The sequence below is a fragment of the Enterococcus sp. PLH-Efm8 genome (genome assembly GCF_053011625.1).
This window is the reverse complement of sequence record NZ_CP172568.1, coordinates 1,000,555-1,026,445: the sequence shown is the minus strand read 5'-3', so window position 1 is coordinate 1,026,445 and position 25,891 is coordinate 1,000,555. Positions and strand designations below refer to the sequence as shown.

At 37.5% G+C, this 25,891-nt stretch carries 23 protein-coding genes and 1 pseudogene; 9 read left to right on the top strand and 15 right to left on the bottom strand.

What is annotated here, in order from left to right; genetic code table 11:
* Positions 1-8: 8 nt before the first annotated feature.
* The 3 genes from ACIFUW_RS05150 to ACIFUW_RS05140 form a co-directional block, all read right to left on the bottom strand.
* The gene (locus ACIFUW_RS05150; RefSeq protein WP_002289269.1) at positions 9-761 is read right to left on the bottom strand and encodes a class I SAM-dependent methyltransferase; all 753 of its coding nucleotides are present in this window, start codon (positions 759-761) and stop codon (positions 9-11) included.
* 283 nt (positions 762-1,044) lie between these two features.
* Entirely contained in the window at positions 1,045-2,364 is a 1,320-nt protein-coding gene (locus tag ACIFUW_RS05145) for an IS1380-like element IS1678 family transposase (protein WP_000202380.1), read from the bottom strand.
* A 444-nt stretch (positions 2,365-2,808) separates the two neighbouring features.
* Positions 2,809-5,475, bottom strand: a complete 2,667-nt coding sequence (locus tag ACIFUW_RS05140) for a cation-translocating P-type ATPase (RefSeq protein WP_002301091.1) — start codon at positions 5,473-5,475, stop codon at positions 2,809-2,811.
* Between the two features lie 341 nt (positions 5,476-5,816).
* On the opposite strand from ACIFUW_RS05140, the gene cls reads away from it, so the two are divergent.
* Positions 5,817-7,268: a cardiolipin synthase gene (cls, locus tag ACIFUW_RS05135; protein WP_002294371.1), complete on the top strand. Its 1,452-nt coding sequence runs from the start codon at positions 5,817-5,819 to the stop codon at positions 7,266-7,268.
* 204 nt (positions 7,269-7,472) lie between these two features.
* On the opposite strand, the gene thiD is transcribed toward cls, so the two are convergent.
* Both thiD and ACIFUW_RS05125 read right to left on the bottom strand, forming a co-directional pair.
* Positions 7,473-8,288: a bifunctional hydroxymethylpyrimidine kinase/phosphomethylpyrimidine kinase gene (gene thiD, locus ACIFUW_RS05130; protein ID WP_002294369.1), complete on the bottom strand. Its 816-nt coding sequence runs from the start codon at positions 8,286-8,288 to the stop codon at positions 7,473-7,475.
* 201 nt (positions 8,289-8,489) lie between these two features.
* Positions 8,490-9,443, bottom strand: a complete 954-nt coding sequence (locus tag ACIFUW_RS05125) for an IS30 family transposase (protein WP_000222572.1) — start codon at positions 9,441-9,443, stop codon at positions 8,490-8,492.
* 205 nt (positions 9,444-9,648) lie between these two features.
* Here ACIFUW_RS05125 and ACIFUW_RS05120 point away from each other — a divergent pair, with 205 nt between their 5' ends.
* On the top strand, positions 9,649-9,924 hold the full coding sequence (locus ACIFUW_RS05120; protein ID WP_002289474.1) for a hypothetical protein: 276 nt from the start codon (positions 9,649-9,651) through the stop codon (positions 9,922-9,924).
* Positions 9,925-9,952: 28 nt separating this feature from the next.
* Here ACIFUW_RS05120 and ACIFUW_RS05115 read toward each other — a convergent pair whose 3' ends face one another.
* Complete coding sequence (locus ACIFUW_RS05115; protein WP_002297271.1) at positions 9,953-10,912, bottom strand: IS30-like element IS6770 family transposase; 960 nt, start codon at positions 10,910-10,912, stop codon at positions 9,953-9,955.
* Between the two features lie 506 nt (positions 10,913-11,418).
* Between ACIFUW_RS05115 and ACIFUW_RS05110 the strand changes: the two genes are divergently transcribed.
* Positions 11,419-11,829, top strand: coding sequence for a Spx/MgsR family RNA polymerase-binding regulatory protein (locus tag ACIFUW_RS05110; RefSeq protein WP_002302217.1), 411 nt, complete (start codon positions 11,419-11,421; stop codon positions 11,827-11,829).
* Positions 11,830-11,854: 25 nt separating this feature from the next.
* Here ACIFUW_RS05110 and ACIFUW_RS05105 read toward each other — a convergent pair whose 3' ends face one another.
* The 4 genes from ACIFUW_RS05105 to ACIFUW_RS05090 all read right to left on the bottom strand — a co-directional run bounded on the left by ACIFUW_RS05105 (position 11,855) and on the right by ACIFUW_RS05090 (position 14,996).
* A complete protein-coding gene (locus ACIFUW_RS05105; RefSeq protein ID WP_002289470.1) occupies positions 11,855-12,604 on the bottom strand; it encodes a permease prefix domain 1-containing protein in 750 nt (249 codons plus the stop codon).
* Positions 12,605-12,931: a PadR family transcriptional regulator gene (locus ACIFUW_RS05100; protein WP_002289468.1), complete on the bottom strand. Its 327-nt coding sequence runs from the start codon at positions 12,929-12,931 to the stop codon at positions 12,605-12,607.
* 146 nt (positions 12,932-13,077) lie between these two features.
* On the bottom strand, positions 13,078-13,518 hold the full coding sequence (locus ACIFUW_RS05095; RefSeq protein ID WP_002289467.1) for a universal stress protein: 441 nt from the start codon (positions 13,516-13,518) through the stop codon (positions 13,078-13,080).
* 80 nt (positions 13,519-13,598) lie between these two features.
* A complete protein-coding gene (locus ACIFUW_RS05090; RefSeq protein ID WP_002297943.1) occupies positions 13,599-14,996 on the bottom strand; it encodes a glycoside hydrolase family 1 protein in 1,398 nt (465 codons plus the stop codon).
* A gap of 152 nt (positions 14,997-15,148) precedes the next feature.
* Between ACIFUW_RS05090 and celB the strand changes: the two genes are divergently transcribed.
* From celB to ACIFUW_RS05070, 4 genes are all read left to right on the top strand, one after another.
* Positions 15,149-16,420 (top strand): PTS cellobiose transporter subunit IIC, encoded by a 1,272-nt coding sequence (gene celB, locus ACIFUW_RS05085; protein WP_002294365.1) that lies wholly within the window; start codon positions 15,149-15,151, stop codon positions 16,418-16,420.
* 126 nt (positions 16,421-16,546) lie between these two features.
* Positions 16,547-17,266, top strand: a complete 720-nt coding sequence (locus ACIFUW_RS05080; RefSeq protein WP_002294363.1) for a GntR family transcriptional regulator — start codon at positions 16,547-16,549, stop codon at positions 17,264-17,266.
* 377 nt (positions 17,267-17,643) lie between these two features.
* Entirely contained in the window at positions 17,644-18,618 is a 975-nt protein-coding gene (locus tag ACIFUW_RS05075; RefSeq protein ID WP_002297941.1) for a ring-cleaving dioxygenase, read from the top strand.
* Between the two features lie 55 nt (positions 18,619-18,673).
* Positions 18,674-19,279 (top strand): alpha/beta hydrolase, encoded by a 606-nt coding sequence (locus ACIFUW_RS05070; RefSeq protein ID WP_002294361.1) that lies wholly within the window; start codon positions 18,674-18,676, stop codon positions 19,277-19,279.
* Positions 19,280-19,372: 93 nt separating this feature from the next.
* Here ACIFUW_RS05070 and ACIFUW_RS05065 read toward each other — a convergent pair whose 3' ends face one another.
* From ACIFUW_RS05065 to ACIFUW_RS05050, 4 genes are all read right to left on the bottom strand, one after another.
* The gene (locus ACIFUW_RS05065; protein WP_002288278.1) at positions 19,373-20,125 is read right to left on the bottom strand and encodes a class II aldolase/adducin family protein; all 753 of its coding nucleotides are present in this window, start codon (positions 20,123-20,125) and stop codon (positions 19,373-19,375) included.
* A gap of 13 nt (positions 20,126-20,138) precedes the next feature.
* Positions 20,139-20,399 carry a hypothetical protein gene (locus ACIFUW_RS05060; protein ID WP_002288318.1) on the bottom strand — a complete coding sequence of 87 codons (261 nt, stop codon included), beginning with the start codon at positions 20,397-20,399 and terminating at the stop codon, positions 20,139-20,141.
* 21 nt (positions 20,400-20,420) lie between these two features.
* Positions 20,421-21,782: a PTS galactitol transporter subunit IIC gene (locus ACIFUW_RS05055; protein ID WP_044383392.1), complete on the bottom strand. Its 1,362-nt coding sequence runs from the start codon at positions 21,780-21,782 to the stop codon at positions 20,421-20,423.
* A gap of 72 nt (positions 21,783-21,854) precedes the next feature.
* Positions 21,855-22,154, bottom strand: a complete 300-nt coding sequence (locus ACIFUW_RS05050; RefSeq protein ID WP_002288285.1) for a PTS sugar transporter subunit IIB — start codon at positions 22,152-22,154, stop codon at positions 21,855-21,857.
* Positions 22,155-22,563: 409 nt separating this feature from the next.
* Here ACIFUW_RS05050 and ACIFUW_RS05045 point away from each other — a divergent pair, with 409 nt between their 5' ends.
* The gene (locus tag ACIFUW_RS05045; RefSeq protein ID WP_002297404.1) at positions 22,564-23,814 is read left to right on the top strand and encodes an IS110 family transposase; all 1,251 of its coding nucleotides are present in this window, start codon (positions 22,564-22,566) and stop codon (positions 23,812-23,814) included.
* A gap of 501 nt (positions 23,815-24,315) precedes the next feature.
* On the opposite strand, the pseudogene ACIFUW_RS05040 reads toward ACIFUW_RS05045, so the two are convergent.
* A pseudogene (locus ACIFUW_RS05040) lies at positions 24,316-24,600 on the bottom strand (helix-turn-helix domain-containing protein); the annotation flags it as partial.
* Positions 24,601-24,707: 107 nt separating this feature from the next.
* On the opposite strand from ACIFUW_RS05040, the gene ACIFUW_RS05035 reads away from it, so the two are divergent.
* Positions 24,708-25,886: an IS256-like element ISEf1 family transposase gene (locus tag ACIFUW_RS05035; protein WP_000997695.1), complete on the top strand. Its 1,179-nt coding sequence runs from the start codon at positions 24,708-24,710 to the stop codon at positions 25,884-25,886.
* Positions 25,887-25,891: the final 5 nt, after the last annotated feature.

The following is a 25,891-nucleotide window of genomic DNA, read 5'->3' as shown; positions in this document are numbered from 1 at the left end:
AGAACCCTTCACGAGTCGTGAAAGGTTCTTTTTTTATCTGCGGACCAAAGGAGCAGTCTATAGGTCAGCTTAGTCGTACTAAGGATTTCTCGTTTTTCACTGAATAGTTTGCGAATGTACCTGGTCACAACAGGATCTTTTGCGTACGCGTCATAGTATAGCTTCATCAATTCTTCAGTAATTGATTCCTGTGTAAAATAAGTAAAATCTTTTTTCTTCACTTTGAATCCTTCATCAATTAAGTATGTTTCAAATTGATCCATTACAACTGGCGATGTATTAGGATCTTCTTCTATCATTCCTAGTTGCTTTTCGATAGGATAAAAAACATCATCGATTGATTCCACTACCCTGATTATCACGCACCATTTGCTTGACTTTTTCATCAATTTTTCTAATTGAATAAGATGTACCAATGCTGGATTTGCTGCTGTAAAAACCATTTCATATGTCTCATTTGATTGGATAAATTCTTCTAACGACTGTTTGATAAAGGAAACATTTGGCAACTCATTTTTTTCTGCTTCTTTTTTTGCATTTTCTAGCATTCCTGAAGAAAAATCGATCAAATCATAGCGATTAATTTCTTTTGCTAAGGAAAGAAATCTGCCAGATCCTCCAGCAACGTCTGCTGCTGTTTCAGCAGGCAGGACTTTCTCCGTTTTCAGATAATTTTTTACATCTTCAGCAATAGTTACTTGCGATTCTTGCTGGATTTCATAATATTCTTCAGCAAATTCATCCCATTCTTTTTCATTCATTTGATTTCCTCTAATTTTTTGTTATATGTTTTCACTTTTCGGAATAAATTATTCTCCTCTTTTATCTATTCTATCTCTTTCCTGAATAATTCATAGCTTTAATTCTTTGGCACATTTTATTGAAATATGTATCACTAATATCCCTATCAACTGATTTTGACTAAAAAGTTACTTCAAACATTCACTGTTCAAAAATATTGAGGAATAAATTTTGGGTGTAAGGCATTTTGAGCATACTTCTCCCTGGATAACTTCCCAGTAAAAAAATCGTTAGATTGTTGGATTAGATCCATTGACTGGCTCGCCTCAGGCGAGCAAAGACCCTGTAGAATTCATTCTGATACACATGATAACTAGATAATTTGAGATAGACTCGTCTACCCGTTTGGACTAATTTCCCAGCAACTTTCAGAAACTTCAATCGAATAGAATGAATGGTCATTCCCTTTTGGACTTCTTCAAAGCCAATCGTTCTTAAGAAGTTGACTAAGTTGTAAGCTATCAAGCTGAGCATCATTCGGACATGATTCTCCAAAAAGCGAGGACTGTCTGTTTTGTCAAAGTAAAAGCCAGCTTTCGCTTCTTTAATGAAGTTCTCCATTGTGCCACGTTTGGCATAGATAGAAAAGATGGTATCAGGAGAAACATTTTCTGATAGATTCGTCACGATAAATTCATGTCGAAAGAGTAGTTCGCCCGCTTCACGTGTTGAGCGTATACACACGCGACGACTTTGTGACCAGGATTGTGCTTGATAAGTGGTCGAGAAGTACTGAACTTCTCGTTCTTCCCACTTTTGATTATCGCCATAAAGTACTGATTTCTCAGCTATTTGACCTAGTCTACGATTATTCTTCAGTCGAATAACATAATGACTCTTTTTTGATTCACACGAATCATACACACCAGGTGTAGCGAACCCGCTGTCTCCACGAACCAAGATGTCAGTGTTTGGTAGAGAGTGATTATAGTGCTCTAATAAAGGTGTGAGAAACTCCTTTACGCCTTTTGATGTATATTGATTTCCTGAACGTAGTTCAGCTTTTAAGAAGTCACCAGTCAATCCGTCAAAAGCTACCAATGGATGGTAACCATAGGTTTGGTAGTGTGTATTATAATTCGTTTGTTCTTGGTGACCAAATGTATCTGAATGGGTCGAATCTAAATCAATGATTAATTCCGTATCATTACGGATGAGGCGTGCTTTATCGATAAGTTCTTGGTTCAAAGCTTGAAGTTCATGGATATTCTCCTCAGATAGTCGATCTAAAAATCGGGAAAGTGAAGATTGAGAAGCGAGTTCTTTCCTATCTAAAACAGCTTTAAACACAGGATCTTGTCTCAGGAGATTAGCTGCAGAATCAGCTGAGTAACCAGCAATTAATTGCATAATGAACTGCTCAAGTATGGATAAGTTGTCATGAGTAAAATACGCTCGTTCGTCTTCAATGTGAATGTGTTGCTTAGCCAGTTCAGAAAAACCAAAGATGTTCATCAGCTCTTTCACTAGGACGAGACCCGAATCACTCGATAATTGACCACCTGTATGAGAAATAGTGATATTTGAATTGAATTTTACTTGGTTTTTGTGTAAGCTAGTCATGAAAAGAACTCCTTTCTTTTGGTTGGTTTAGTCACTTTAACCATAGCAGAAAGGGGTTCTTTTTTCATCACTTAACGGGTGAAGATGAAAAAGTAATTGTAAGCTGCCGTGAGGCAGTTTCACATGGTTTTAATTAAAAGTATGAATTATTCAGGCTCTTTTGATGAATAATAAAATGATTGGCTTTCCGTCTATCATAAATAAAAAAAGGGACTGTGACCAAAGTCGTGTCAAAGTCCCTCTTTCCGAATAAACAGTGTCCAATCAGATGACCCTCAGTATTAGCTCAAAATGCTGATTTTACAACTTCTTCCTTAAACGGTGTTCTCCTGCCAACTCTTCGGTCACAAGTCACAATATTCAACAAACATGAGAAGCTGTTTGTTGAAATTGCACCTTGTGACTCAGAATTAAACGGCAGGCTCACAACCTCGTTGATTCGTTTTATTTATTTCCTTGTACTCGTACAATGATCAATTTAGTGATTTCCATCAAAACAATTGTCACAAGTGCGATTCCCATACATGTAAAGACTTCTGTCAATCCAAATGCTGATGGGATAGAGAAGACTTCTTTCAGTCCTGGGATCATTGTTAAGCAGTAAAGCGCGCTACATACAACTACAGCTAGTAAGACACTTCTGTTAGAGAAGAACCCTGCTTGGATAGCTGTTTGTGTGTTTGAACGTGCTGGGAATGTTTGCAATGTCCGACACCAAATCAATGTTGAAAATGACATGGCTACACCGAATTCAGGTGAATGCTGCATGCCAAGCCATTGAGCAAAGATAACAGCAATCCCAATCAGCACACCACGATACGTTACAGAAATCAATGTTTTGTCCGTAAAGATTCCTGAATTTGGATCTCTTGGCGGGCGGTTCATCGTAGCAGGTTCAGCTTTTTCTGTACCTAATGCAATTGCTGGCAGTGAATCATTGACTAAATTGATGAACAACAGTTGTAATGCTGTAAATGGATTGGACCAGTCAGCAACTAAGGCAAAGATGATCGCAATGATCGCACCTAAATTTCCTGCAAATAGATAAGAAATAGCTTTCTTGATATTATCAAACACATTACGTCCTACTTCTACTGCGCTGACAATAGAAGCAAAGTTATCATCCGTCAATACCATCGCTGCTGCATCTTTTGCCACATCTGTACCCGTTCCCATAGCAATTCCGATGTCTGCTTGTTTCAATGCTGGTGCGTCATTTACACCATCACCTGTCATAGCTGAGATATGACCTTTATTTTGCCAAGCACGAACGATACGAATTTTATTCTCAGGTGAAACACGTGCATAAACAGTGACTTTTTCTAAAACTTCGTTTAGTTGATCTTCTGTCAATTCATCTAGTTCCGTCCCGGTCAAAGCCAGGTTTCCTTCTTCAAAAATCCCGATTTGTTTTGCGATAGCAACAGCTGTTGTTTTGTGGTCACCAGTAATCATGATTGTTTTGATTCCTGCACTTCTTGCTTCTGTTACCGCCTGAGTCACTTCAGCACGTGGAGGATCGATCATAGCAAGCAAACCAACAAGGATCAAATCGTCTTCATCTTCAAATGATAAATCAAAATTATCAAGTGGACGGTAAGCAAAAGCTAGTACACGTAATGCGCGTGTTGAAAAAGCTTCATTTTGCTCTTGGAATTTTTTCATCAATTCATCCGTCATCGGAACGACTTCACCATTTAGCAATACTTTTTTACTGCGTTGGAAGACGATATCTGGTCCGCCTTTGACAAACAAGTAATTTTCGTTATCGATCGTGTGTCCAGTAGACATTAATTTTCGATCAGAATCGAAAGGAAGTTCTGCTTGTCTTGGGTAGTTGTTTCGGATTTCCTGATAAGGCTGGTTTAATTTTTCACTAAAGTCGATAAACGCTACTTCCGTAGGGTCGCCCAATTTAGTACCGTCTTCACTGATCGATGCATCATTCGCTAAAACACTGATTTCGATCAAGCGACGTTCGTCAGCTGTCCATTTTGAAGGGTCATTTGTGAAATCCCCAGTATCGCCATTACCTAAAAAGTAGTCAACAACTGTCATTTTGTTTTGTGTCAATGTACCAGTCTTATCTGTACAGATGATACTTGTCGAACCAAGTGTTTCAACTGCTGGAAGCTTCCGAATAATGGCATGACGTTTTGCCATTTTATTCGTTCCCAAAGATAACACGATTGTTACGATAGACTGTAATGCTTCTGGAATAGCAGCTACGGCTACGGCTACGGCAAACATCACTGCGCTGACGATATCTGCAGTCATATCTCCTGTACCTTCTCCAAGATAAATACGAAACAGTTGGATACCTAAAATCAATAAAGACAATGCCAAAATAGCCAGACTTAGTTTTTTACTGAATTTATCCAGACCTCGTTGTAACGGAGTGACTTGCTCAGTTGTTGATTCCAAAAGGCCAGCAACTTGTCCGATCTCCGTATTATTCCCAGTTGAAGTCACTAAGAATTTACCGCGTCCGTAAGTTACGATCGTTCCACTGAATACCATATTTGTACGATCTCCGATTGGTACCGTACTTGTGATATCCGTTACTTCTTTTTCTGCAGAAGTCGACTCTCCTGTCAGCATACCTTCATCTACTTTTAATGATCCCGCATCTAGTAAACGTCCATCAGCAGGTACATAATCGCCTGCGTCTAACAACACGATATCTCCTACCACAAGTTCGTTTGCCGGAATCGTTTTTTCCTTACCATCACGAATCACTCGAGCATCGGGCGCTGAAAGGTTTTTCAACGCTTCTAAAGAACCTTCTGCTTTTTTTGTTTGGACAACACTGATTATAGAATTCAACATCAATACTGCAAAAATAACTAAGAATTCGATGTAGTCACCCATGACCATCTGAATCAGTGCGACAATCAGCAATACGATAACCATTGCATCTTTGAAAGTTTCTAAGAACAATTTCCAAGTTGGCTTCTTCGGCTTTTCTTTTAGCTGGTTCAAGCCATCTCTTTCTAATTTTTCCTTCGCTTGCGTGGTGCTCAATCCATCGGTTGAGCTCTGCGTTTGCTGCATCAACGAGTCGATCGTTTCTTTATAGACCGCTTGTTGTGCTTGTTCCTTGTTTTCCAAATTTCATCCCCCATTTTTTGATCTTGGCCCTAGTCCTGTCTGAAAAAAAAAGAGACCTAAGACAAATACGCATTTGTCTTAGGTCTCACCATTTCATACAATACCAGAAAACCATTTGGTTAACTTACTGTTGATATTATCGCAACAAACGTTGCCGGTTACTCCCCTAAGGAGATATTCAACTGTACTAATATCCTACCTTATTAACCTACAAAAAGCAACTACTTTAGCCCGATTTACCTACATTTTCATGAAAGGAGTGAAAAGTATATTCACCTTGGTAGGCTTCTTTCTTCTATCATGCTATACTAATGTTATTGTATGTAAGGAGGAACATTTTTGTGGTATCTAGTATTATAACCGCCCTTTATCTATTAAATGCACTTATTGCTTTGGTGGCTATTTTGATCAAACCCCGAGATGTAGCAGCCATTTGGGCATGGCTCTTAGTATTGTTTGCCCTTCCTGGGGTGGGCTTTGTATTATATTTATTTTTCGGACGTGGATTAACGGATAAGAAAAAATTCTATCTCCGACAAAGTGACTTGAAAGAATTAGAAAACTTTCAGTCTTTTAGAGGAGATACCATTGAACATTACGATCCTGACATGGGCGATAAAGACAAACAGCAATTTGTCGACTTCTTCTCTTCATTAAATCGTATGCCGCTGACAAGAATGAATTCTGTCACTCTTCTCACAGACGGACAAGAGAAATTGGATTCACTGCTTCAAGATCTAAAAAAAGCCAAACATTCGATCCATATCGAATATTACGCATTTGTGACAGATAATATCGGCCAGCAAGTCTTACATGTTTTAGAAGAAAAAGCCGCAGAAGGCGTGGAAGTTCGAATATTATATGATGCATTTGGCTCTCATGGTACAAAAGCAAAAGATTTCAATCGTCTAATCAAAAATGGTGGACATGTCCATACATTTGTTACCTCACAAAAGGCATTACTTCGTTTCCGATTGAATTACCATGATCACCGAAAAATCGTTGTGATCGATGGAAAGATTAGTTATACCGGTGGTTTCAATATTGCCAATCAATATGTAAATACAACAAAAAAATTCGGCTATTGGCGCGATACGCATATACGGATTTTCGGTGCCGCTTCTTCTTTGCTCCAGCTTCGCTTCTTAACAGACTGGAACGTCTCGGTACCTGAAGAAAAAAAGGTCGGCTATCATTTGAATTATTTCTTTAAAAAAGCAGATCGAGATGAATCTAAGCTTGCTGATACATCCATCCAGCTTGTTTCAAGCGGACCGAATAACGAAAGGGAACAAATCAAGCTTTCATTTATCAAATTGATTACTTCTGCTAAAAAACGTGTTTGGATACAGACACCTTACCTTGTTCCTGATGAAAGTGTCATTGCTGCTTTAAAAATCGCAACTGCCTCTGGTGTAGATGTGAAAATCATGATTCCCAACAAACCGGATCATCCTTTTATTTATCGAGCAACACAATATTATGCTCGGCAGCTGATCAAGGAAAATGTACAAATCCTTGTCTATGAGAACGGCTTCCTCCATGCAAAAACATTGATAATGGATGATGAAATCTGCATGGTAGGTTCAGCAAATCAAGATATTCGTAGCTACCGATTGAATTTTGAAACAAGTGCTGTCATTTACGATCCTGAGTTTTTAGAAGAACTTGCTACTCAGTTCAAAGAAGATGAGACACATTGTTCATCCATGACAACTGAAACAGTCAAGGAAATGTCTAACTGGCTATTATTCAAGCAACAAATTTCTCGATTATTTTCTCCAATCCTATAATTTTTTTATTCAAGTAGAGAAAAATATACTAAGATTAAAGGGACTGTGACAAAAATCTTGTCACAGTCCCTTCTTCCGAACAAACGGTGTTCTCCTGCCAACTCCTCGGTCACAAGTCACAATATTCAACAAACATGAGAAGCTGTTTTTTGAACTTGTTCCTTGTGACTCGGAGCTGGACGGCAGGCTCACGACCTCTTTCTTTTACTCTAATTCACCAGCTGCCCAATGATTGATGGGTCCATATTTGTGCCCTACATTTATTTCTTCACGAATTGCACGGTTTACATAGTCTTTTGCCAATCGGATCGCTTGTTCAACTGTTTTTCCTTTCGCTAACTCAGCTGCAATACATGCAGATAGCGAATCGCCAGTTCCGTTGATCCGGTCGGTAGGATAAAATGGTGCATTTAACCAAAACGATTTTCCTGATTCGAGCAATACGTAGTCATTGACTGTTTCTTGCTGCGCATCTTTAGCATGATGTCCTTTGATCATAACGTTTTTTGCACCCATATCTTGCAGTTCTTTTGCTGCTTGCACAAAATCTTCTTCAGCTGCTAATGTCCGTCCAGTCAGCTTTTCTGCTTCATAAAAATTAGGTGTCAGTACTTCGGCCAAAGGGACAAGCTTTTCTTTCAAGCTTTGCAAAGCAGATTCTTCTAGTAAAAGATTTCCATGTTTCGTTACGATTACGGGATCCACGACTAATGGTCCAAAATCATATTTTTGGTAATTTTTTACAACTGTCTCAATCAACTTTGAATCTGCTAGCATACCTGTTTTAGCTGCACGTATTTGAAAGTCCTTCGCAATCAGTTCAAATTCTTTGTCGATAAAATCTGTTGGCAATGTCACACTTGCTCCGATTCCGTAAGAATTACCTGCAACACATGCGGTCATGACAGAAACACCGTAAACATTTCTTGTAAAGAATGTATGCATATCTGCTTGCATCCCTGCGCTTCCATCGCTATCTGATCCTGCGATCGTCATTGCTTGTACATACTGATCTTCCATCAAATCGATTCCTCCATTTTTATAAAAAGATTTTTCATAATGCTGTTACTGTTTCTATCATATGTTTTTCAAAGTATCCCTCAGTAAATATACCACTACCTTTTCTTGGTAATCAAATTTATTTGAAAAAACATTTGTAATAAATCAGAAAATAGTTGTCATTTGTTTGTATTCGCTATTCTAATAATATTATTTGTCAAATTAAGCGAGACAAAACTTTCCATTTACGTAACTCAAAAAAACTTCTAATGGTGTTTGGTAATTTAGTGATTTTCTAGGGATATGGTTTCTTTTGGACGCAACGGATGAGATGAATCCTTGATTGACTTGGTTGAATTCCATTTCTTTTGGTAGTCCATCTTTTCGGAGGAGTCCGTTTGAATGTTCATTTAATCCCCGTTGGGAAGGCGTTCCTGGGTCTGCGAAATAAATATCAATATCATTCGTATTACTAATACTTTTCCAATTAGAGAATTCTTTTCCACAATCAAAGGTAATTGATTTGAAAAGATTTTTGGGTACGGATTGAAGCCATTCATTAATCGAATTTTCAATATCAACTGCCTTACGGCCTTCTGGTTTCAAGGCGATAATGGCTTTTGAAAGTCGCTCAACGAGTGTGATGACGGCACTTTTATGGTGGATGCCGACAATCGTATCACCCTCTAAATGTCCAAATTCTTCTTCGAAAACGACATAATCTTTTTTACGTTCAGAAATATTTCTTTTGAATGCCTGTTTTCCACGTTTTTCCTTATAACCATTTGGTTTTCGTTTTCCTTGCATCGGTAAATGTAAAACATTGAATTCTCCCGTCTTAAACCGGCGATAGAGGGTACTTACTGAACAAGAGAAGGTTCGCTCTGCACGGCCAATAATGACGTCTGGGGTCCAACCTTCAGTTGATCTTTTTTCAATGTATTCTTTTTCCTCAGCAGGAAAAATGATTTCGGTTCTCCCACAACGTCGCTTATTTTCTTTGTATTGTTCAAAGTATTCAAGTGCTGTTCCACCACATTTGAGAAAGTTATAGACATTGTAAATTGTTTGGCGTCCACGTTTAAGCTGCTTCGCAACGATAGCAACCGGAGTTTCTTGATGAAAATATGCTTCTATCATTACAAGCTCGTTTGGTGTAAGATGGGTATAAGTCATTTATGTTCACTCTCCTTGTATGCTTTAGCGGGTATTACAATTTGAGTGTAACATAAATGGCTTTTTTATTTGTCTCGCTTAATTATACAAACGGCGTAATAAATAACCACTATTTGATTTATATATATTTCAGTATCCTTCTTGTTTTCATATAACCAAAGGCGCTATGATTTCCATATGAAAAAAATAAAGTCAGGTGAAAAAAATGAAACTTGAGGATAAAAAAGTCATTTTGAAGAAAATCAAACGACTACCAGACCAAATAGATGGCTATACGATCTGTTCTTTCAAAAAAGACAGGAGTATAAAAGCTTATACGCAAAACACAGAAAAAGGAATAATCTATTTCCTACATGAAGAAGGTTACGATACCCAAACCTTTATGTTTACTGAAAAAAAAGAATTTCATAAACAGATGAAAAAACTGATTGAAAAAGAATTTCCAAGAAGTCATAAACTCTATGTGAATCAGCAATTTTAACTTCTAACTGTTCTTTATTTATGATTTGTCAAATTAAGCTAGAATAAAATGCTTCTTGTACATAGCTCAAAAATATTTCGATTGGTGTTCTGTAATTCAATGATTTTCTTGGAATATGATTACGTTGATTGCTGACACTGGAAATAAATGTCTGATTCACTTTTCTAAAATCCATTGATTTCGGCAGTCCATTACGACGCAGAATCCCGTTAGAATTCTCGTTTAATGGGCGTTGAGAAGGTGTTCCAGGGTCCGCAAAATATATATCAATATCATGTTGGTTACTAATGGCTTTCCAGTTAGAAAATTCTTTTCCACAGTCAAACGTAATAGATTTAAAGAAGTTTTTAGGGAAGCGAGAAAACCATTGATTAAGGGCAGTTTCAATATCTAATGCCTTACGGCCGTTGGGTTTAATCGTGATAATGACTTTAGATAATCTTTCAACTAAAGTAATGACGGCACTTTTATGATGAATGCCAACGATCGTATCACCTTCAAGGTGACCAAACTCAGAATTGAAATCAGGATAATTATCAGGTCGATCATGGATTGAGCGCTGATACTGTTGTTTTCCCCGTTTTTCCTGATGGCCATTGGGTTTTCTTTTACCTTTCATCGGTAGTGTGTCAATATCAAATATTCCTTTAGAAAATAAACGATAAAGTGTTCTCATACCGCATGAAACAGGCCTTTCTTTTCGCCCGATAATGACGTCAGGCGTCCAACCAAGAGTGACTTTCTCTTTAATGTAATCTACTTCATGAGCAGGTAATTGAATGACTTTTCTACCACATTTTTTCTTATTTTCTTTATACTGGTGCCAATAATCAAGAGCAGTCTTGCCTTGCTTGAACTTATTGACTACATTATAAATAGTTTGTATAGCACGTCCCATTCGGTTAGCGATTTCAACCGGCTTATTATGTTGAAGATAATATGATTCTATCATTGTCAGTTCGTCTATGGTAAGATGTTTGTAGGTCATTTATGGTTACACTCCTTTGTTTTCTTTCGTCGGAAATACAATTTGAGTGTACCATAAATGCCTTTTTATTTTTCTAACTTAATTTTACAATTCGCGATTAATTAAAAATGTTCTGTAATAAAATAAAACTTTATAACAACTATAACAAAACCAAGTACAAAACAGAAGTTCTATAAGTTATAATCATAGTTGTTAGGTGATTCATCTAGTAAAAACACCAGATTTCAAATTTCACACAATTTAAACTAGATCAATCATCAACCTTCTTCAAATTGTTAGAACCCTTTCCCGAGGAGCTGCAGCATAAGCAAAAAAACAAACAGGAAGCCAAATGGCTAAGACATTTTTTCTATTAGTCTAGTTGTTTCTCGTCGCAAGTTTAAGATTTTAGAAAGTTATTTCTAATGATGTTTGGGTTGTTTTGATCAATGCTTATGCACAGCTCCTTACCTATTATTTATCTCAACAGATCTAACAAATTAATGGACTATTTAAGGAGTTTTTTTATGCTTACGATCTATTCTTCTCGCACACATAGTTACCATCTGATGGCAAACTGGCTGAAAGACCATCAAATGCCTTACAGAGAACGAATTTTCACACCTAAACAGCCTTTAACAAGGAAAGAGATATTTTATTTATTGTCATTAACAGAAAACGGATTTGACGATCTATTAGCTAAACGCTCGATTGATTATAAAAATTTGAAAGATCAAATCGACCAATGTACGACCTCAGAGCTTGTCGATCTGATCGTCTCGCATTTTACTTTGTTACAACGTCCCATCATTACTGACGGAAAGAAATTATTAGTCGGATTCAATGAAGATAGTATGCGTCTTTTTATCCCTGTACAATGGCGCAGAAGTCAACTGAAATCTGTCTATAACGATTTTACATGGGTAAGCAATAAATAAAATATTTTTACAAATCTGAATACATTCACCAGTAATAAGCACTTTGAGTGAATTGACGATAAGAATGACGGACCAGACTGCCATAAATGATCAAGAAGACTCCCGTTCCTACCGTAACAAAAAATATAGAGGCACCGATACTACCATCCATATACCACATTAAAGAAGCCAAAAGTGGGAAAAGTGAAAAAATACATAATCCAATTCCTGCAATCAGTGAGAAGCCAAAACTTCGCTGATACTCTTCTTCTTTTTCTTTTGCTTCTGCTAATACTTTTTCAGGTATTTTCCGATGGTGCAAAAAGTGATTTAAACGTGTGATTTTCATACCAGAAGCAATAAAAAAACCGACAGCTAATGCTATACCGAAAATCAGACAAGAAATACCCATGAACACATACCCTGCTGAACAAAAGAAAAGAAAACTTGCAAAAGATAAGCTAATGAATAGAACACCTGATGCCACTTGGAGACTTGCCGCTCTGTATTCTTTCCAGTAGTTTTCTGCTTCGCTTAAATAAATAGAAGCTGTGTTTGTTTCCGTCTCGTCAGCTTGATGTTTTTTTTCGACATCTAGTTCTTCTAATAATTCATCGATTGAACCAAATGTCGAAATTACTGTACCGATGGCCTCCTGTTCATTTTTTCCTTCTCCCATCAATTCATGATAATGGTCTTCCATATTTGCCAACAAATCAGTTTTCAGCTTATCTATCTCGGTACTTTGAGGTACTCCGATAAAAAGACTGTCTAAATAATTACGGATTGTATCCATTTAATTTCCCTCCAAAAATTGATCGACTACGTCTTTCGTCGTCAGCCACTCTTGCTTTTTTTCTTCTAAAAGATTACGCCCTATTTCAGTGATTTTATAATATGTCCGCTTTTTTCCATGAGTCACTTCTCCAGGATACGAAACAATCAGTTGATTCTTTTCTAAACGGGCAAAAACGGAGTAAAGTGTTGTCTCTTTGATCACATAGGAATCATTTGTCCTCTCACGAATCGTTTTAGAAATTTCATATCCATAAGAATCGTTTTTGTTAAGGATCGATAAAATAATCGCATCATTGTATCCGCGTATTCCATCACTTGAAATCATTTTCTTTCCTCCATATTACTCCATCTGTCGTTGTAATTAGAATAGCATGATTACTTCATCAGGTAAAGTAATTTTTTACAAAAAATTAAAGGAACAGAAAGCAAAAGAAGCGTTATGCTTTTTTGCTTTCTGTTCCCTTAATTTATTTATTTTACAACCATGACGTTACATGATGCGTGGTTGACTACATAGGAAGTAGTGGAACCTACTAGTGCACGTTCTACCGCATTCAGACCTGTCGCCCCCATGACAATCAGATCGATTGGTTCTTTCGATTCATGGAAATTAGCAATCAGTGTCTTTGGATAACCGTAAAGAACATATGTCTCGATATCTGTCAAGCCTTTTTCAATTGCCAAGTTTCGATGTTCTTTCATCTGGTTTTCCGCAACCTCATCCAATTCTTCCTGAAGGCTTGTTGTAACAAATGCAAAATCACCAAAGTAATTGCCTGTTACTTCATTGACATACAGGATGTGCAACGTTGCCTGATTTCGTTTGGCAATCGTGATTGCCTCAAGAAATGCTTTTTCTGCCTTTTCAGAACCATCAATTGCTACTAAAATATTACGATAAGTATCTACCATTGTAAACGCCTCCTTCACTGTTAGTGTAGCACGATTACAGTGTTAGAACAAACATTTTGTGAACGTTTTATCAAAAAATATCAGGCATCAAATCCGTTTTTTTCAGAGACCGTTTTAAACCAGCGACCTGATTTTTTGATCGTCCGTTTACCGTCTTGTGCCAAATCAACAGCGATAAAGCCATAGCGATTCTTATAAGCATTTGTCCAAGACCAGTTGTCCATACATGTCCACATGTGGTAACCCACACAATTGGTTCCTTCTTGGATTGCTTGATGGACGTATTTCAAATGATCCGTAACAAACTCAATCCGGTAATCATCTTCAATAGTTCCTTCGCTGTTAACAAATCGTTCTTCTCCTTCGACCCCCATCCCATTTTCAGAAATATAGCATTTGATATTACCATAGTTTTCTCTTGTATTCGTTAAAATATCATAGATTCCTTTTTCGTAAATTTCCCATCCACGATATGGATTCATTTTTTTATTGGGCATGTCGTAATTATCAAAATAATCATCTGGCATGGGGCTATGTTCGTGATTGATTGGAGTTTCTTTTGCTTTGATTCGACGAGGCTGATAGTAATTGATTCCTAGCAGGTCAATCGTGTTTTCACGGATGAGTTCTAGGTCTCCTTCATGGATCTCTGGCATTATAGCCAATTCTTTGACAATTTCGATCAACTCTTGTGGAAACTCTCCTTTCACTGCAGGGTCAAGGAATGATCGGTTGAAGAATGCGTCAGCGATCTTCGCCGCTTTTACATCTTCTGGGTTCGTTTCATCTCTCGGATAGCTTGGTGTCAGATTCAAGATGATTCCGATCTCACCATCATGTCCGCCTTCATGGTAGGCTTTGATTGCCTTTGCGCTTGCTAGATTCTCATGATAGCCTACTTGGACCGCTTCTTTCATATTGATATGATTTGGATAGTGGAATTGATACAAGTAGCCTCCTTCTACAGGTACGATTGGTTCATTATGAGTAAACCATTTTTTGACCAGATCTCCAAACAGTTCAAAGCACGCTGCTGCATAAGAAACATAAGCGTCGACCGTTTCTCTTGATAACCACCCGCCTTTTTCTTGCAGTGGTAGTGGCATATCGAAATGGTAAAGGTTCACAAAAGGTTCGATACCATTATCCAGCAATTCAGTAAAATAATCTCGATAAAAAGAAACAGCTTTTTGATTGATTTCACCTGTCCCTTCTGGAATCAAACGACTCCATTGGATAGATGTACGAAATGTGTTATGGCCAGTTTCTTTCATTAACTGAACATCTTCTTTGTATTTTGTGTAAACTTGCGAAGTTTTTTCAGGTCCTACTTGATCGAAGAATTTTTCAGGCTCTAATTCATACCAATGATTCCAAATATTTTCTCCTTTACCATCATCACTTACTCTTCCTTCTGTTTGCGGTCCGCTAGCAGCAGAACCCCACCAAAAATTTTCTGGGAATGTGTAGGTTTTCATTTTTTTACTTCCTCTCTTTTTTCTTGATATCGTAATCATAACGAACCCTAAAAAATAAATCAATACTTTTTATGAAAATGACTAGACATTTAAAATTTTTGGCGTTATACTTTGTATGTAATCGATTGCAAATAAATTTGAGGTGAATAAAAATGAACGGTTTTATGGACAAGCTTTCTGAGAAAATCATGCCCTTAGCTAATTTATTAGGGCAAAATCGTTACCTTACAGTGCTGCGGGATGCTTTCATGCTTTCCTTCCCTTTAACGATGTTCGGTTCGATCGTTGTCGTTATCAATAACTTGCCTTTTTTCAGTGACGCAACAAAGGGAACTTTATCGAACTTATTCGGTAATGGGCAAAATGCAACAATGAGCATCATGTCGGTTTTTGTTACTTTTGGTATCGGCTATTATTTATCAAAATCTTATGACGTTGAAGGTATTTTCGGTGGTGCCGTGTCTTTTGCCAGCTTCTTGATTCTTACGCCTTTTGCAATGAAAACCGCTGGCGGTGAAGATGTGACTGGTGTGCTTTCACTTGATCGTCTTGGCGCAAAAGGAATGTTCATTGGAATGATCGCTGCTTTCTTGGCTGGAGAAATCTACTGCAGAATCACGAAACGCGGCTGGCAGATCAAAATGCCTGATGGAGTTCCGCCTGCAGTAACAAAATCATTTGCCGCTTTGATCCCTGCTGTAGTGACACTAACTATTTTCTTAGTAATCAATGCTGTGATGACTGGTATTTTCAATGCTAACTTACATGACGTCGTTTATGAAGTGATCCAAAAACCATTAACTGGTTTGGGAAGTAGTTTACCTGCAACATTGATTGCTTTGTTCTTTGTCCAATTCTTATGGTTCTTCGGACTTCACGGACAAATCATCGTCAACTCTGTAATGGACCCGATTTGGAATACACTGATGCTTGATAACTTAGAAGCTTATCAACATGGAAAAGAATTACCACACATCATCACAAAACCATTCATGGAAACCTTCACTGTTGGTATTGGTGGCTCTGGAATGACTTTAGCTGTCGTTTTATTGATGGCCTTTGTTCTTAAAAAGAAACAGTATCGTGATGTTGGACGATTAGCTTTAGCACCTGGTATTTTCAATGTAAATGAACCAGCGATCTTCGGTCTACCGATCGTATTGAATGCAACAATCCTTATTCCTTGGGTTGTGGCACCTCTAATCGTAACGACGTTCAATTATTTGGTAATGGCTGCTGGACTTGTCCCTGCACCAACTGGCGTCTCTGTTCCATGGACTGTGCCAATCATTGCAAGCGGTGTCTTAGCAACAAATTCATGGCTTGGTGGTATGCTGCAAGTCATCGACTTTGTCATCGTTGCCTTTATCTGGTACCCATTCCTGAAAGTACTAGATAAACAACCAGATTTAGATATTGCTTAATAGATCATTAAGGGGTTGTGACAAAAACTTGTCACGACCTCTTTTTTCGAATAAACAATGTTCCAGATGCTACTTCGAGTTGTCGGAAGCATAATCTTTCGTTATACTCTAGAAGAGGTGAATAACGTGCCAAAATACGAAGAAATCGCAAATATTTTAAGAGAACGTATCCGTTCAAAAGAGTATCCTCCCGATAGTTTTTTGCCTAATCAAGTGGACTTGGTCAAAGAATTTGGTGCGAGCCGGATGACAATCAAAAAAGCCATCAATATCTTAGCAATGGAAGGACTTGTCTATTCGCAGCGAGGATCAGGAACGAAAATCTTGAATCATCCATTTATGCAAAAAGACACATCGCCCGCTAACGAGTATGAAGGTTTGAGTCTCCAAATGAAACGCAGACATCGTTCTTTGAAGAGTCAAATCATTCATTTTGATGTTGAATTCCCTAATCAATATATCCAAGAACGATTGATGATCGATGCCGAGCAACCTGTCTACAATATTCACCGGTTAAGGATCTTAGATGGCGAGCCATATGTTTTAGAGCATACTTTTATGCCAGTCCATCTTGTGCCGGGTTTAAAAAAAGAACATTTGTTAGCCTCTATCTATGATCATCTTCATCAAGAATTGAATGTCCATTTTGCAGGGGCTTATCGTGCTATTTCTGCAGATAAAAGTGATGAATATGATCAGCAATATTTGAACTGTGCAGAAAACGATCCTGTACTGGAAGTTCAGCAAGTCGTCTATCTCAAAGATGGACAGCCGATTGAATATTCTTCCAGCCGAAACCGATTTGATGTTCGGAACTATTCTGTGCTGGATGTGCGTTCAACTTAAATGAAGAGGTTGTGAAAAAGCCGTTTACCAAGAGATCGTGACAGTAGTAAGCAGTTTCAAGTAACAAGAAGAGATCGTGAAATCAACATTCTATCCTATCCTAAGCATTAGCTCAAAAATGAAAAAATAACTCAGCATAAAAAGACTTATGACCACCCGTAATGATTCTAAAGTTAGCTTTTTAAAGCTAGTTTTTTTGAAATCGATACAGCTAGTCGTAAGTCTTTTTATTTTATTGATCCGTCCCTCCTCTTTTCCATTCTTGATTCCTTCCTGATACTTTAGAAGACAAATTAATTGCAAAATAGAGATGCACCCTCTATACTATGTCTAAATCAACTACTTACTTTTTGTAAGTTGACAGGAGGAAATTTATCATGGATACACAAATCAGAGGAATTCACCACGTCACAGCAATGACATCTAGCGCTACAAAAATCTACCGCTTTTTTACAGATATTTTAGGAATGCGCTTAATCAAAAAAACAGTTAACCAAGATGACATCGAAACTTACCATCTTTACTTTACAGACGATACTGGTGCGCCAGGAACAGATATGACTTTCTTTGATTTTCCAAATCAGCCAAAAGGAAAAAAAGGAACAGATACGATCTCTCGTGCTTCTTTCCGTGTGCCAAGTGACGCAGCATTAGACTTTTGGTTGGAACGTTTTGAAAAATATGACGTTACTCATTCAGCAATCAATGAACGTTTCGGCAAAAAATATATCGAATTTGAAGATTTCGATAATCAGTATTATCAATTGATCTCTGACGAAAACAATCAAGGTGTAGCAGCTGGCATTCCTTGGAAAAACAGCAATGTACCGACAGAGTTTGCGATCACAGGACTTGGACCTGTCTTTGTCCGTGTCAGTCAATTAGAGCATATCCGCTTGATTCTTGAAAAAATCTTAGGATTCAAAGAAACAGACCATTCAGGAGATTTCTACTTATTTGAAATCGGTGAAGGCGGAAATGGTGCAAGCATCATTATTGAACATCGGACAGACTTGCCAAAAGCAATCGAAGGATTTGGAAATATCCATCACTTAGCATTGCGTGTAGCAGACAAAGAAGCATTGGAATACTGGATTCAAGTAATCAATAAGATTGAATTGCCAAATTCTGGTTTCGTCGATCGTTTCTATTTCCAATCTGAGTACTTCCTAGCCGCTCATCACGTACTGTTTGAATTAGCAACTGATTGTCCTGGATTCCTTGAAGATGAACCAGCAGAATCAGCAGGAGAAAAACTATCTCTTCCTCCATTCTTAGAAGAACGTCGTGAAGCCATTGAAGCCTATGTCCGTCCTTTCGATACAAGTGATGCAAATAAAAAACGTGAATAATCTCTTCATGCTACTTCATTTTTTGCATCTATAGAAACAGAAAAGAGGGAACAAAATGACCTACATTTTTGAAAAAGGAACAAGTGGCAAGCATTTGATCTTACTTCATGGCACAGGTGGCGATGAACATTCTTTACTGGATATCGCTCACTTTCTTGCACCAAACAGTACATTGCTTTCTTTTCGTGGCACGGTCCAAGAAGATGGGATGAATCGTTTTTTCAAGCGTAATGGATTGAATCAATTCGACCTGGACAGTTTGGAAAAAGAAACAGATAAACTCCATGAAAAAATCAAAGAAATCAGCGAAAAAGAACTGATACCGTTAAGTGATTGGCTGCTTGTCGGCTATTCAAATGGCGCAAACATCGCTGCTCATTTATTATTGGAGCGTGAGACCGAGCTAAATAAAGGGTTGTTTTTCCATCCGATGTCTCTAGGTGTTCATCAAAGCCGTTCCACATTAGAGGATAAAACCGTCTGGATTTCTTATGGTGATAACGATCCAATCGTTTCCCCTGCTTCCTTTAAAGAATTGGCCGATCAATTCGAAACACGCCAAGCAAATGTGACTATTCAGCTAACTGTAACAGGTCATCAGTTGACGATGGACGAAATCGAGCAAGCGAGGGAATGGACAGACCACCTCTTAACTAAATAAAAGAAAAGAACTACGACTTACATAATACAACCTGAAGCAGATATCGATCTGGATCAGATTTTGTGAAAGTCGTAGTTTTTTGTGTCAGATAGGTTAGTCTCCACCAGCTGCAATAACAGATTTATTATAAATAGCCGTTTTATGTTTCAACTCTTCCAATCCCCCGATTTTCTCACCTTTTGAATAAAAACCGTCAGTAATCCCTAATGCTTGAAAAATCGTCTGCTTGTAGGCAATTTCTGCATTCCATTCAACTGTATCAAGGATTTGCAGTGCTTTATGGATAGCTTCGATTCCTGATTCTCCACCTGTGTTGATCAATACGCCATGAGAGTTGAGCAGCAACATATGCGGTAATTCGAGATGCTGTTTTTTTACATAGTCGCTTGTCAATTCAGCAAGTTCTTCAGAGCAATTAGGCTCAAAGTCCATGACAGGAATCTCTTTTACTTTAGCTGTGGCTTCTGTCAAATTAGGCATAGGCAACCCAGTAGTCGCCCAGAACATTGCATTAGGCGCATGAGCATGTAGGACAGCTTTGATAGCTGGATTAGTCTCATACATCGCTTCATGCATATTGATCTCCCGAGTTAAATGACCGACTCCGTCAACGATTCTACGCGTTCTTGGTTCTACTACTAGAACCTGTGCAGGAGAAATCTCTCCTAGATAGGCTTCTGACATCATGGTCGGCGTCATGATGATGTAGTCTTTCCCTTGATCATCAGTGGTTTTAAAGGAAAAATTCCCTCCTGCGACATTTGTGTTTTTCCTTTCGAAAATCACTCTTACGATACGTGCCATGTCCTGTCGTTCTCTCTCAAATAACATACGTCCATCTGACATAATGACCCCTCCATTATCTTTTTATAAAACTTTTTTCTCTCAATATTTCTTTGGTAGCTTCTTTTATTTTCATTGATTCTTCTATTTTCCGTTTTCTTTTTTCATCGTACTCTCTGAATAAAACGTGATTTCCATATTTATAGATCACTAGTGCGAAAAAAATGACCAATAGATTGATGATGATATTTTGAGTAAAGAGTCCATATAGAAATAGCAGAAGTGTACCACAAAGAGCGACTGTCCATTTTATTTTATCTGTCTCTTCTCTTTTCATTACTTTCCCACCATTTCAATGCTATTTTTGTAGTTCAGCATAACGTTCACTCGGTACTTTCGCTTTTATCATATATTTATAAAGTAGAACAAACAGTCCTAGAAAAATCACGCATCCTACAATAGCGAGAATATTCCTATTAAATGCCTCCGCAAATAAAACCCTGAACTCCGGTCCTTCTATGGATGACCATGTGATCAACTGTCCTTTCTTGATTCCCTCGACTGCTCCGCTTTTTTCTGCTGAATCACTGAGTATTGGCGCAAGGTAAGTGGCCCCGTACAAATAAATAGGCATCGTGAGGATTCCCAAGATCAGCATACGAGCCAAGTTTCCTCCTGTTAAAAGTAATCCGCCGACCGCAATCGAATAGTTGATAATCCCTGCTAATGGTAATACTTGGTTTCCTGGCAAAATAATGGCATAACCAATAAACACAGGAACAAGTAAAATAGCAGTAACCCAAATTTCTGAACGACCAGCTAATATCGGCCAGTCCAATCCGATATATACTTCACGATCCTTAAACCGCTTTTTCATAAATTCTGACATAGCGTCTGCTAGAGGAGACAAAGATTGCATGAACATTTTAGAGATCATAGGAAACAAACTTAATGCTGTAGCTGTTTGGATCGCTAGATTAAGAGAACCTGAAACGCCATACGCAGCAGCAAAGCCAAGCCCCAATCCAATAATGAATCCCATTACAGAGTTTTCAGAGAAGATCCCAATTTTCTTCTTCAATGCATTCGTATCCGCTCGTTTATTTAAAGCAGGAATTTTATCCATGATCATATTGAAAAGCAGCAATAAGACAGCGGCAGATGTCATAAAATGAGTCACTGTTACTAATGGAATCCCTGTGAGATCTTGTATATGTTTTTGAAACATATCACCAAGCTTTAATTCCAATATAACTTGGACCATTGCAGTAAGAAAGCCTGCAGCCAAACTACCGGAAACATAATAAACTAAATAAGCAGTTAAAGCTTTCCCCCAAACATTCCACATATCAACATTTAACGTCTTCGTCCAATTAAAAAGTAACAGTACAAAATTGACCCCAATCGTTACTGCAAAAAATATAAAAGCATAACTCCACGACCATGTGATGCTTGCTGCACCTGTCCACCCAAGATCAAGTGCAGGCAAACTGATTCCCGTATTTTTAGCCAATGCTTCTGATGCTGGACTTACTGCGTTAGACATATAGCCAATGACCATAGACATTCCGCTAAAAGCAATCCCTAAAGTCAAAGCAGACAGGAATGCTTTTTTTAATTTCATCCCTGCCAACAATCCAAGTATCAAAATAATCAGGGGAACAAAAATGGCTGATCCTAAGTTCAAAACATAATTGATAATGGTTTGGAAAACTTCCATAAATAAACCTTCTTTCTTTCGAAATATAGTAAATAAAACTATGAACCAACTTTTTTATCCAACAATCCTCCTTTACTGTACTAACTCTTTGATACTGTCATAAATAGGTTCTACACCCATTCCAGTTAAAAATGGAATTCCTGGAAATACTTCAATACCCAAATCTTTTGCTTGTTCAAGTACTTCCTCATCAGGTTGTGCGACATACACATAGATTCCAGCAGTTAGAAGCTCATTTTGAATCGATTTGTAATCAACTGCTTCTACAGGAAATGCGATGCCGTCATCTTCTAACATACTTTGGATCTTACTAGCGATTGTCTGACTCGTTGCTACTCCACTTCCACATGCGACAATTAACCGATTTTTCATTTTTTCTTCCTCCTCGTAAAATATCATTTGTCTAATAGTTTTTATTCAAAATGTTTCTAGATTATAAAATTTATTGAATAACACATTCCTAACGGAATTTGTTTCGATATTGTGTGATTTCTCAGAGTACAATGGATGTATGGAAAGGATCCAACGGGAATTTGCTATTTCCTCCTGTAGCGTTTGTCTACCCTGTTTAGTCTGTTACCCGAACCACTGTTATCACTACCAACTCATTAGCTGTTTCGATAATGGACTAGACTTTCAAATAGTAGTTTGGAAGGCAGCTTCTAGCTCTTTTATCACCGTATTCTATTAGGCGAGGTTGTGGCTATACAGTGAGTTTCTGGGAAATCCCACAGTATCGAAGCATTTTCCAAAATTTATATCGAAAGGAGGTCCTTCTTCCATGAAATTATTTGTCGGTATTGACGTTAGCTCTGAAAAACTAGATGTTTGTTTTTTAACAGACGACAATCAATTGTCTATCTTATCTGAAATCTCTGTTGCCAATGACATCGAAGGTGCTTCATTCATACGAGAAACAATTCTTGAATTCAATGACAGCTACCACTTTGATCAAATTGTGATTGGCATGGAGTCAACGTCCATGTACAGCTTCCATCCTTCCATGTTTTTTCATGAAGATGAGAAACTAAAGAAGCTCAACACACTTGTAACGATTGAAAATCCTTTTCGGGTGAAACAATTTAGTCGCATGTTTGATGAGAATAAAACTGATCGAAACGATGCATTAAGAATCGCTGATTTCTTGCGTATTCAACGATTCACAACTTCCCCTATCAAAGAAGAGAAATACATGGCCTTACAGCGTTTAACACGTACTCGCTATCAACTTATTAAGCAATTGATTCGTACAAAGCAACATTTTCTTGAAAATCTAACGTACAAATGTAATACGCTTGCTCGAGAAATGCGAGACGAATCGACGAGTCTTTTTAGTGCAACCCTCATTTCACTCATGACGGAAGATTTCACATTGGATGAACTTGCTGAGCTTCCTTTAGAAGCTTTCTGTGATTTACTTCAAGAAAAAGGAAAAGGCCGTTTCAAGCAACCAGAAAAAATCGCTAAAGCAATTCAACGTGCAATTACCATGAGTTACCGCCTAGGTGCTCTTGCACAAGAATCAATTAATGTTGTTTTAAGTGTTCTCGTACGAGAAATACGAGCACTTGAAAAAAATATCAAAGAATTAGATAAAGCCATCGAACAAGTAATTGTTGTCATTCCAGAATATCAATGCTTAACCAGTATTCCAGGCGTTGGTAAAGTCTATGCTGCCGGTTTAATCGCTGAAATTGGTCAAATCGAAAGATTTGAAGATCAGACAAAATTGGCAAAATACGCTGGATTAAGTTGGAAAGTGAACCAATCTGGAAACTATCAGTCGCAAAATACACCTCTGACAAAACAAGGAAATCGATATTTTAGATACTACTTAGTTGAAGCTGCCAACTCTGTAAAAAATTATCTTCCTGAATACAAAGCTTTTTATCAAAGTAAATATAAGGAGGTTCCAAAGCATCAACACAAACGTGCACTCGTCCTAACCGCAAGAAAATTTACGCGTCTGGTGGATACGCTACTACGTAAACACCAACTCTATACGCCACCAAGGAGTGTGATAGAGAAATAACAATCCGTTATTGACGCAAATCCTTGAATCAACCCGAAAAAAATTTGATTTTGATCGGGTCTAGTTTCGTGCGCTTCAAAACATATTACTCAATAAAGAAAATCTTAAATTTCATCTTGACTTATCACCATTAGACTAAATAATAATAGATCTAATTTGATCCAAAATAATTTTGACACGTCCAGTACTTTTTATCCAGTTCAACTATTTTCTCAAATAAAGAAAAAATTAGAAAACAAATGAGATAATTCAATCAAAAAGGGACTGTGACATGTAGTGTCACAGTCCCTTTTTCCGAATAAACGGTGTTCTCTTGCCAACTCCTCGGTCACAAGTCACAATATTCAACAAACATGAGAAGCTGTTTTTACTTGGCTGTTCTTATTACTTGATGCAGGACAGTTTTTTCACAATCTCTCAATAAATGGTGTTCAATCAGCTGTCCCTCGGTATTAGCTCAAAAACGGCAAAATATGAAAAACTATTTTTCCGTTTGTTTCTCTAATACTCAGGACAAAACGCTGATTTCACAACCTCTTTTTCTTTTTTCAATTGATAAATCGTTTTCTCGAACAAACGCCAGTTTCTTTCGGTAGGTATATTTTTCATTAACAGTAATGGCGTTTTTCCAGTGTCGATGTAGTAATTAGAAATAACCAAATCTACTTCAGTTATATTTGTCCTGTAATCATAAAAAGCAAAAACATAAGAATGCCCAAAATACAGATTAATTTTATTCATTAACCATAACCGATGCGTATGGTGTAAATCATCTTGTATTAAAATGAGAGTATAAAATATTTTGTGTAAATGAAAAAATCCATACAAAAAAGGAAGTCCCTTCTGTAGAATAAAGTTAACGACAACCAATTCACAGAAAAGAGGACTTCCCTATGAATGATTTTACTACAGAAATTGTGCAAACTCTAGTCACTAAAGGCGATTTAAATGAATTATTCCGTTCGCACTTAGAAAAAGCGATAAACACACTACTACGGACTGAATTAACGGCTTTTTTAGATTACGAAAAATATGATCGCACTGGTTTTAATTCAGGTAATTCGAGAAACGGTTCTTACTTTCGATCAATCAAAACCGAATATGGTGAATTAACATTGGAAATACCTAGAGATCGTAATGGTGAGTTTAAACAACAAACTTTACCAGCCTACAAAAGAACAAACGATACATTGGAAACCACTATTATCCATTTATTCGAAAAAGGTGTTACGATGTCTGAAATTGCTGATTTGATCGAAAAAATGTACGGTCATCACTATACTCCACAAACCATGTCCAACATGACTAAAGTTCTGACTGAAGAAGTAAATGCCTTTAAATCCAGAGCCTTAAATGATAAGTATGTCGCTATTTTTATGGACGCTACTTACATTCCACTAAAACGTCAAACCGTATCCAAAGAAGCGATTTATATTGCCATTGGTATACGAGAAGACGGCACTAAAGAAGTACTGAGTTATGCGATTGCTCCAACTGAATCAACATACGTTTGGAATGAGCTGCTACAGGATATTAACTCCAGAGGAGTTCAAGAAGTCTTGCTTTTTATTACGGACGGCTTAAAAGGCATGAAAGATACTATCCATCAAATTTATCCTAAAGCAAAATATCAGCATTGTTGTATCCATGTATCTCGTAATATCGCTCATAAAGTACGTGTCAAAGACCGAAAAGAAATCTGTGATGACTTTAAGGCTGTTTATCAAGCTAACTCAAAAGAAGAAGCGAATACCTTCTTATCCGGCATGATTGAGAAATGGAAGAAAAACTATCCTAAAGTGACGCAGTCACTCATAGAAAACCAAGACTTATTAACTTTTTATGATTTTCCACCTAGCATTCGTAGAACCATTTACTCAACCAATCTAATCGAGTCTTTCAATAAGCAAATTAAAAGATACAGCCGTAGAAAAGAGCAGTTTCAAAATGAAGAATCACTAGAACGCTTTCTAGTCAGCATTTTTGATACATACAATCAAAAATTTCTAAACAGAAGCCATAAAGGTTTTCAACAGGTAACCGATACATTAGTTTCAATGTTTACTGAGTAACTAAT

Bases quoted from the DNA above. Each gene is read 5' to 3' on its own strand.
- ACIFUW_RS05120 (WP_002289474.1), top strand. From the start codon at position 9,649: ATGAAACTTGAGGATAAAAAAGTCATTTTGAAGAAAATCAAACGACTA.
- ACIFUW_RS05150 (WP_002289269.1), bottom strand. From the start codon at position 761: ATGAATGAAAAAGAATGGGATGAATTTGCTGAAGAATATTATGAAATC.
- ACIFUW_RS05115 (WP_002297271.1), bottom strand. From the start codon at position 10,912: ATGACCTACAAACATCTTACCATAGACGAACTGACAATGATAGAATCA.
- ACIFUW_RS05100 (WP_002289468.1), bottom strand. From the start codon at position 12,931: ATGATTTCAAGTGATGGAATACGCGGATACAATGATGCGATTATTTTA.
- thiD (WP_002294369.1), bottom strand. From the start codon at position 8,288: ATGGAAGATCAGTATGTACAAGCAATGACGATCGCAGGATCAGATAGC.
- ACIFUW_RS05125 (WP_000222572.1), bottom strand. From the start codon at position 9,443: ATGACTTATACCCATCTTACACCAAACGAGCTTGTAATGATAGAAGCA.
- ACIFUW_RS05035 (WP_000997695.1), top strand. From the start codon at position 24,708: ATGAATGATTTTACTACAGAAATTGTGCAAACTCTAGTCACTAAAGGC.
- ACIFUW_RS05050 (WP_002288285.1), bottom strand. From the start codon at position 22,154: ATGAAAAATCGGTTAATTGTCGCATGTGGAAGTGGAGTAGCAACGAGT.
- ACIFUW_RS05095 (WP_002289467.1), bottom strand. From the start codon at position 13,518: ATGGTAGATACTTATCGTAATATTTTAGTAGCAATTGATGGTTCTGAA.
- ACIFUW_RS05110 (WP_002302217.1), top strand. From the start codon at position 11,419: ATGCTTACGATCTATTCTTCTCGCACACATAGTTACCATCTGATGGCA.
- celB (WP_002294365.1), top strand. From the start codon at position 15,149: ATGAACGGTTTTATGGACAAGCTTTCTGAGAAAATCATGCCCTTAGCT.
- ACIFUW_RS05055 (WP_044383392.1), bottom strand. From the start codon at position 21,782: ATGGAAGTTTTCCAAACCATTATCAATTATGTTTTGAACTTAGGATCA.
- ACIFUW_RS05060 (WP_002288318.1), bottom strand. From the start codon at position 20,399: ATGAAAAGAGAAGAGACAGATAAAATAAAATGGACAGTCGCTCTTTGT.
- ACIFUW_RS05065 (WP_002288278.1), bottom strand. From the start codon at position 20,125: ATGTCAGATGGACGTATGTTATTTGAGAGAGAACGACAGGACATGGCA.
- ACIFUW_RS05105 (WP_002289470.1), bottom strand. From the start codon at position 12,604: ATGGATACAATCCGTAATTATTTAGACAGTCTTTTTATCGGAGTACCT.
- ACIFUW_RS05145 (WP_000202380.1), bottom strand. From the start codon at position 2,364: ATGACTAGCTTACACAAAAACCAAGTAAAATTCAATTCAAATATCACT.
- ACIFUW_RS05045 (WP_002297404.1), top strand. From the start codon at position 22,564: ATGAAATTATTTGTCGGTATTGACGTTAGCTCTGAAAAACTAGATGTT.
- ACIFUW_RS05075 (WP_002297941.1), top strand. From the start codon at position 17,644: ATGGATACACAAATCAGAGGAATTCACCACGTCACAGCAATGACATCT.
- ACIFUW_RS05070 (WP_002294361.1), top strand. From the start codon at position 18,674: ATGACCTACATTTTTGAAAAAGGAACAAGTGGCAAGCATTTGATCTTA.
- ACIFUW_RS05090 (WP_002297943.1), bottom strand. From the start codon at position 14,996: ATGAAAACCTACACATTCCCAGAAAATTTTTGGTGGGGTTCTGCTGCT.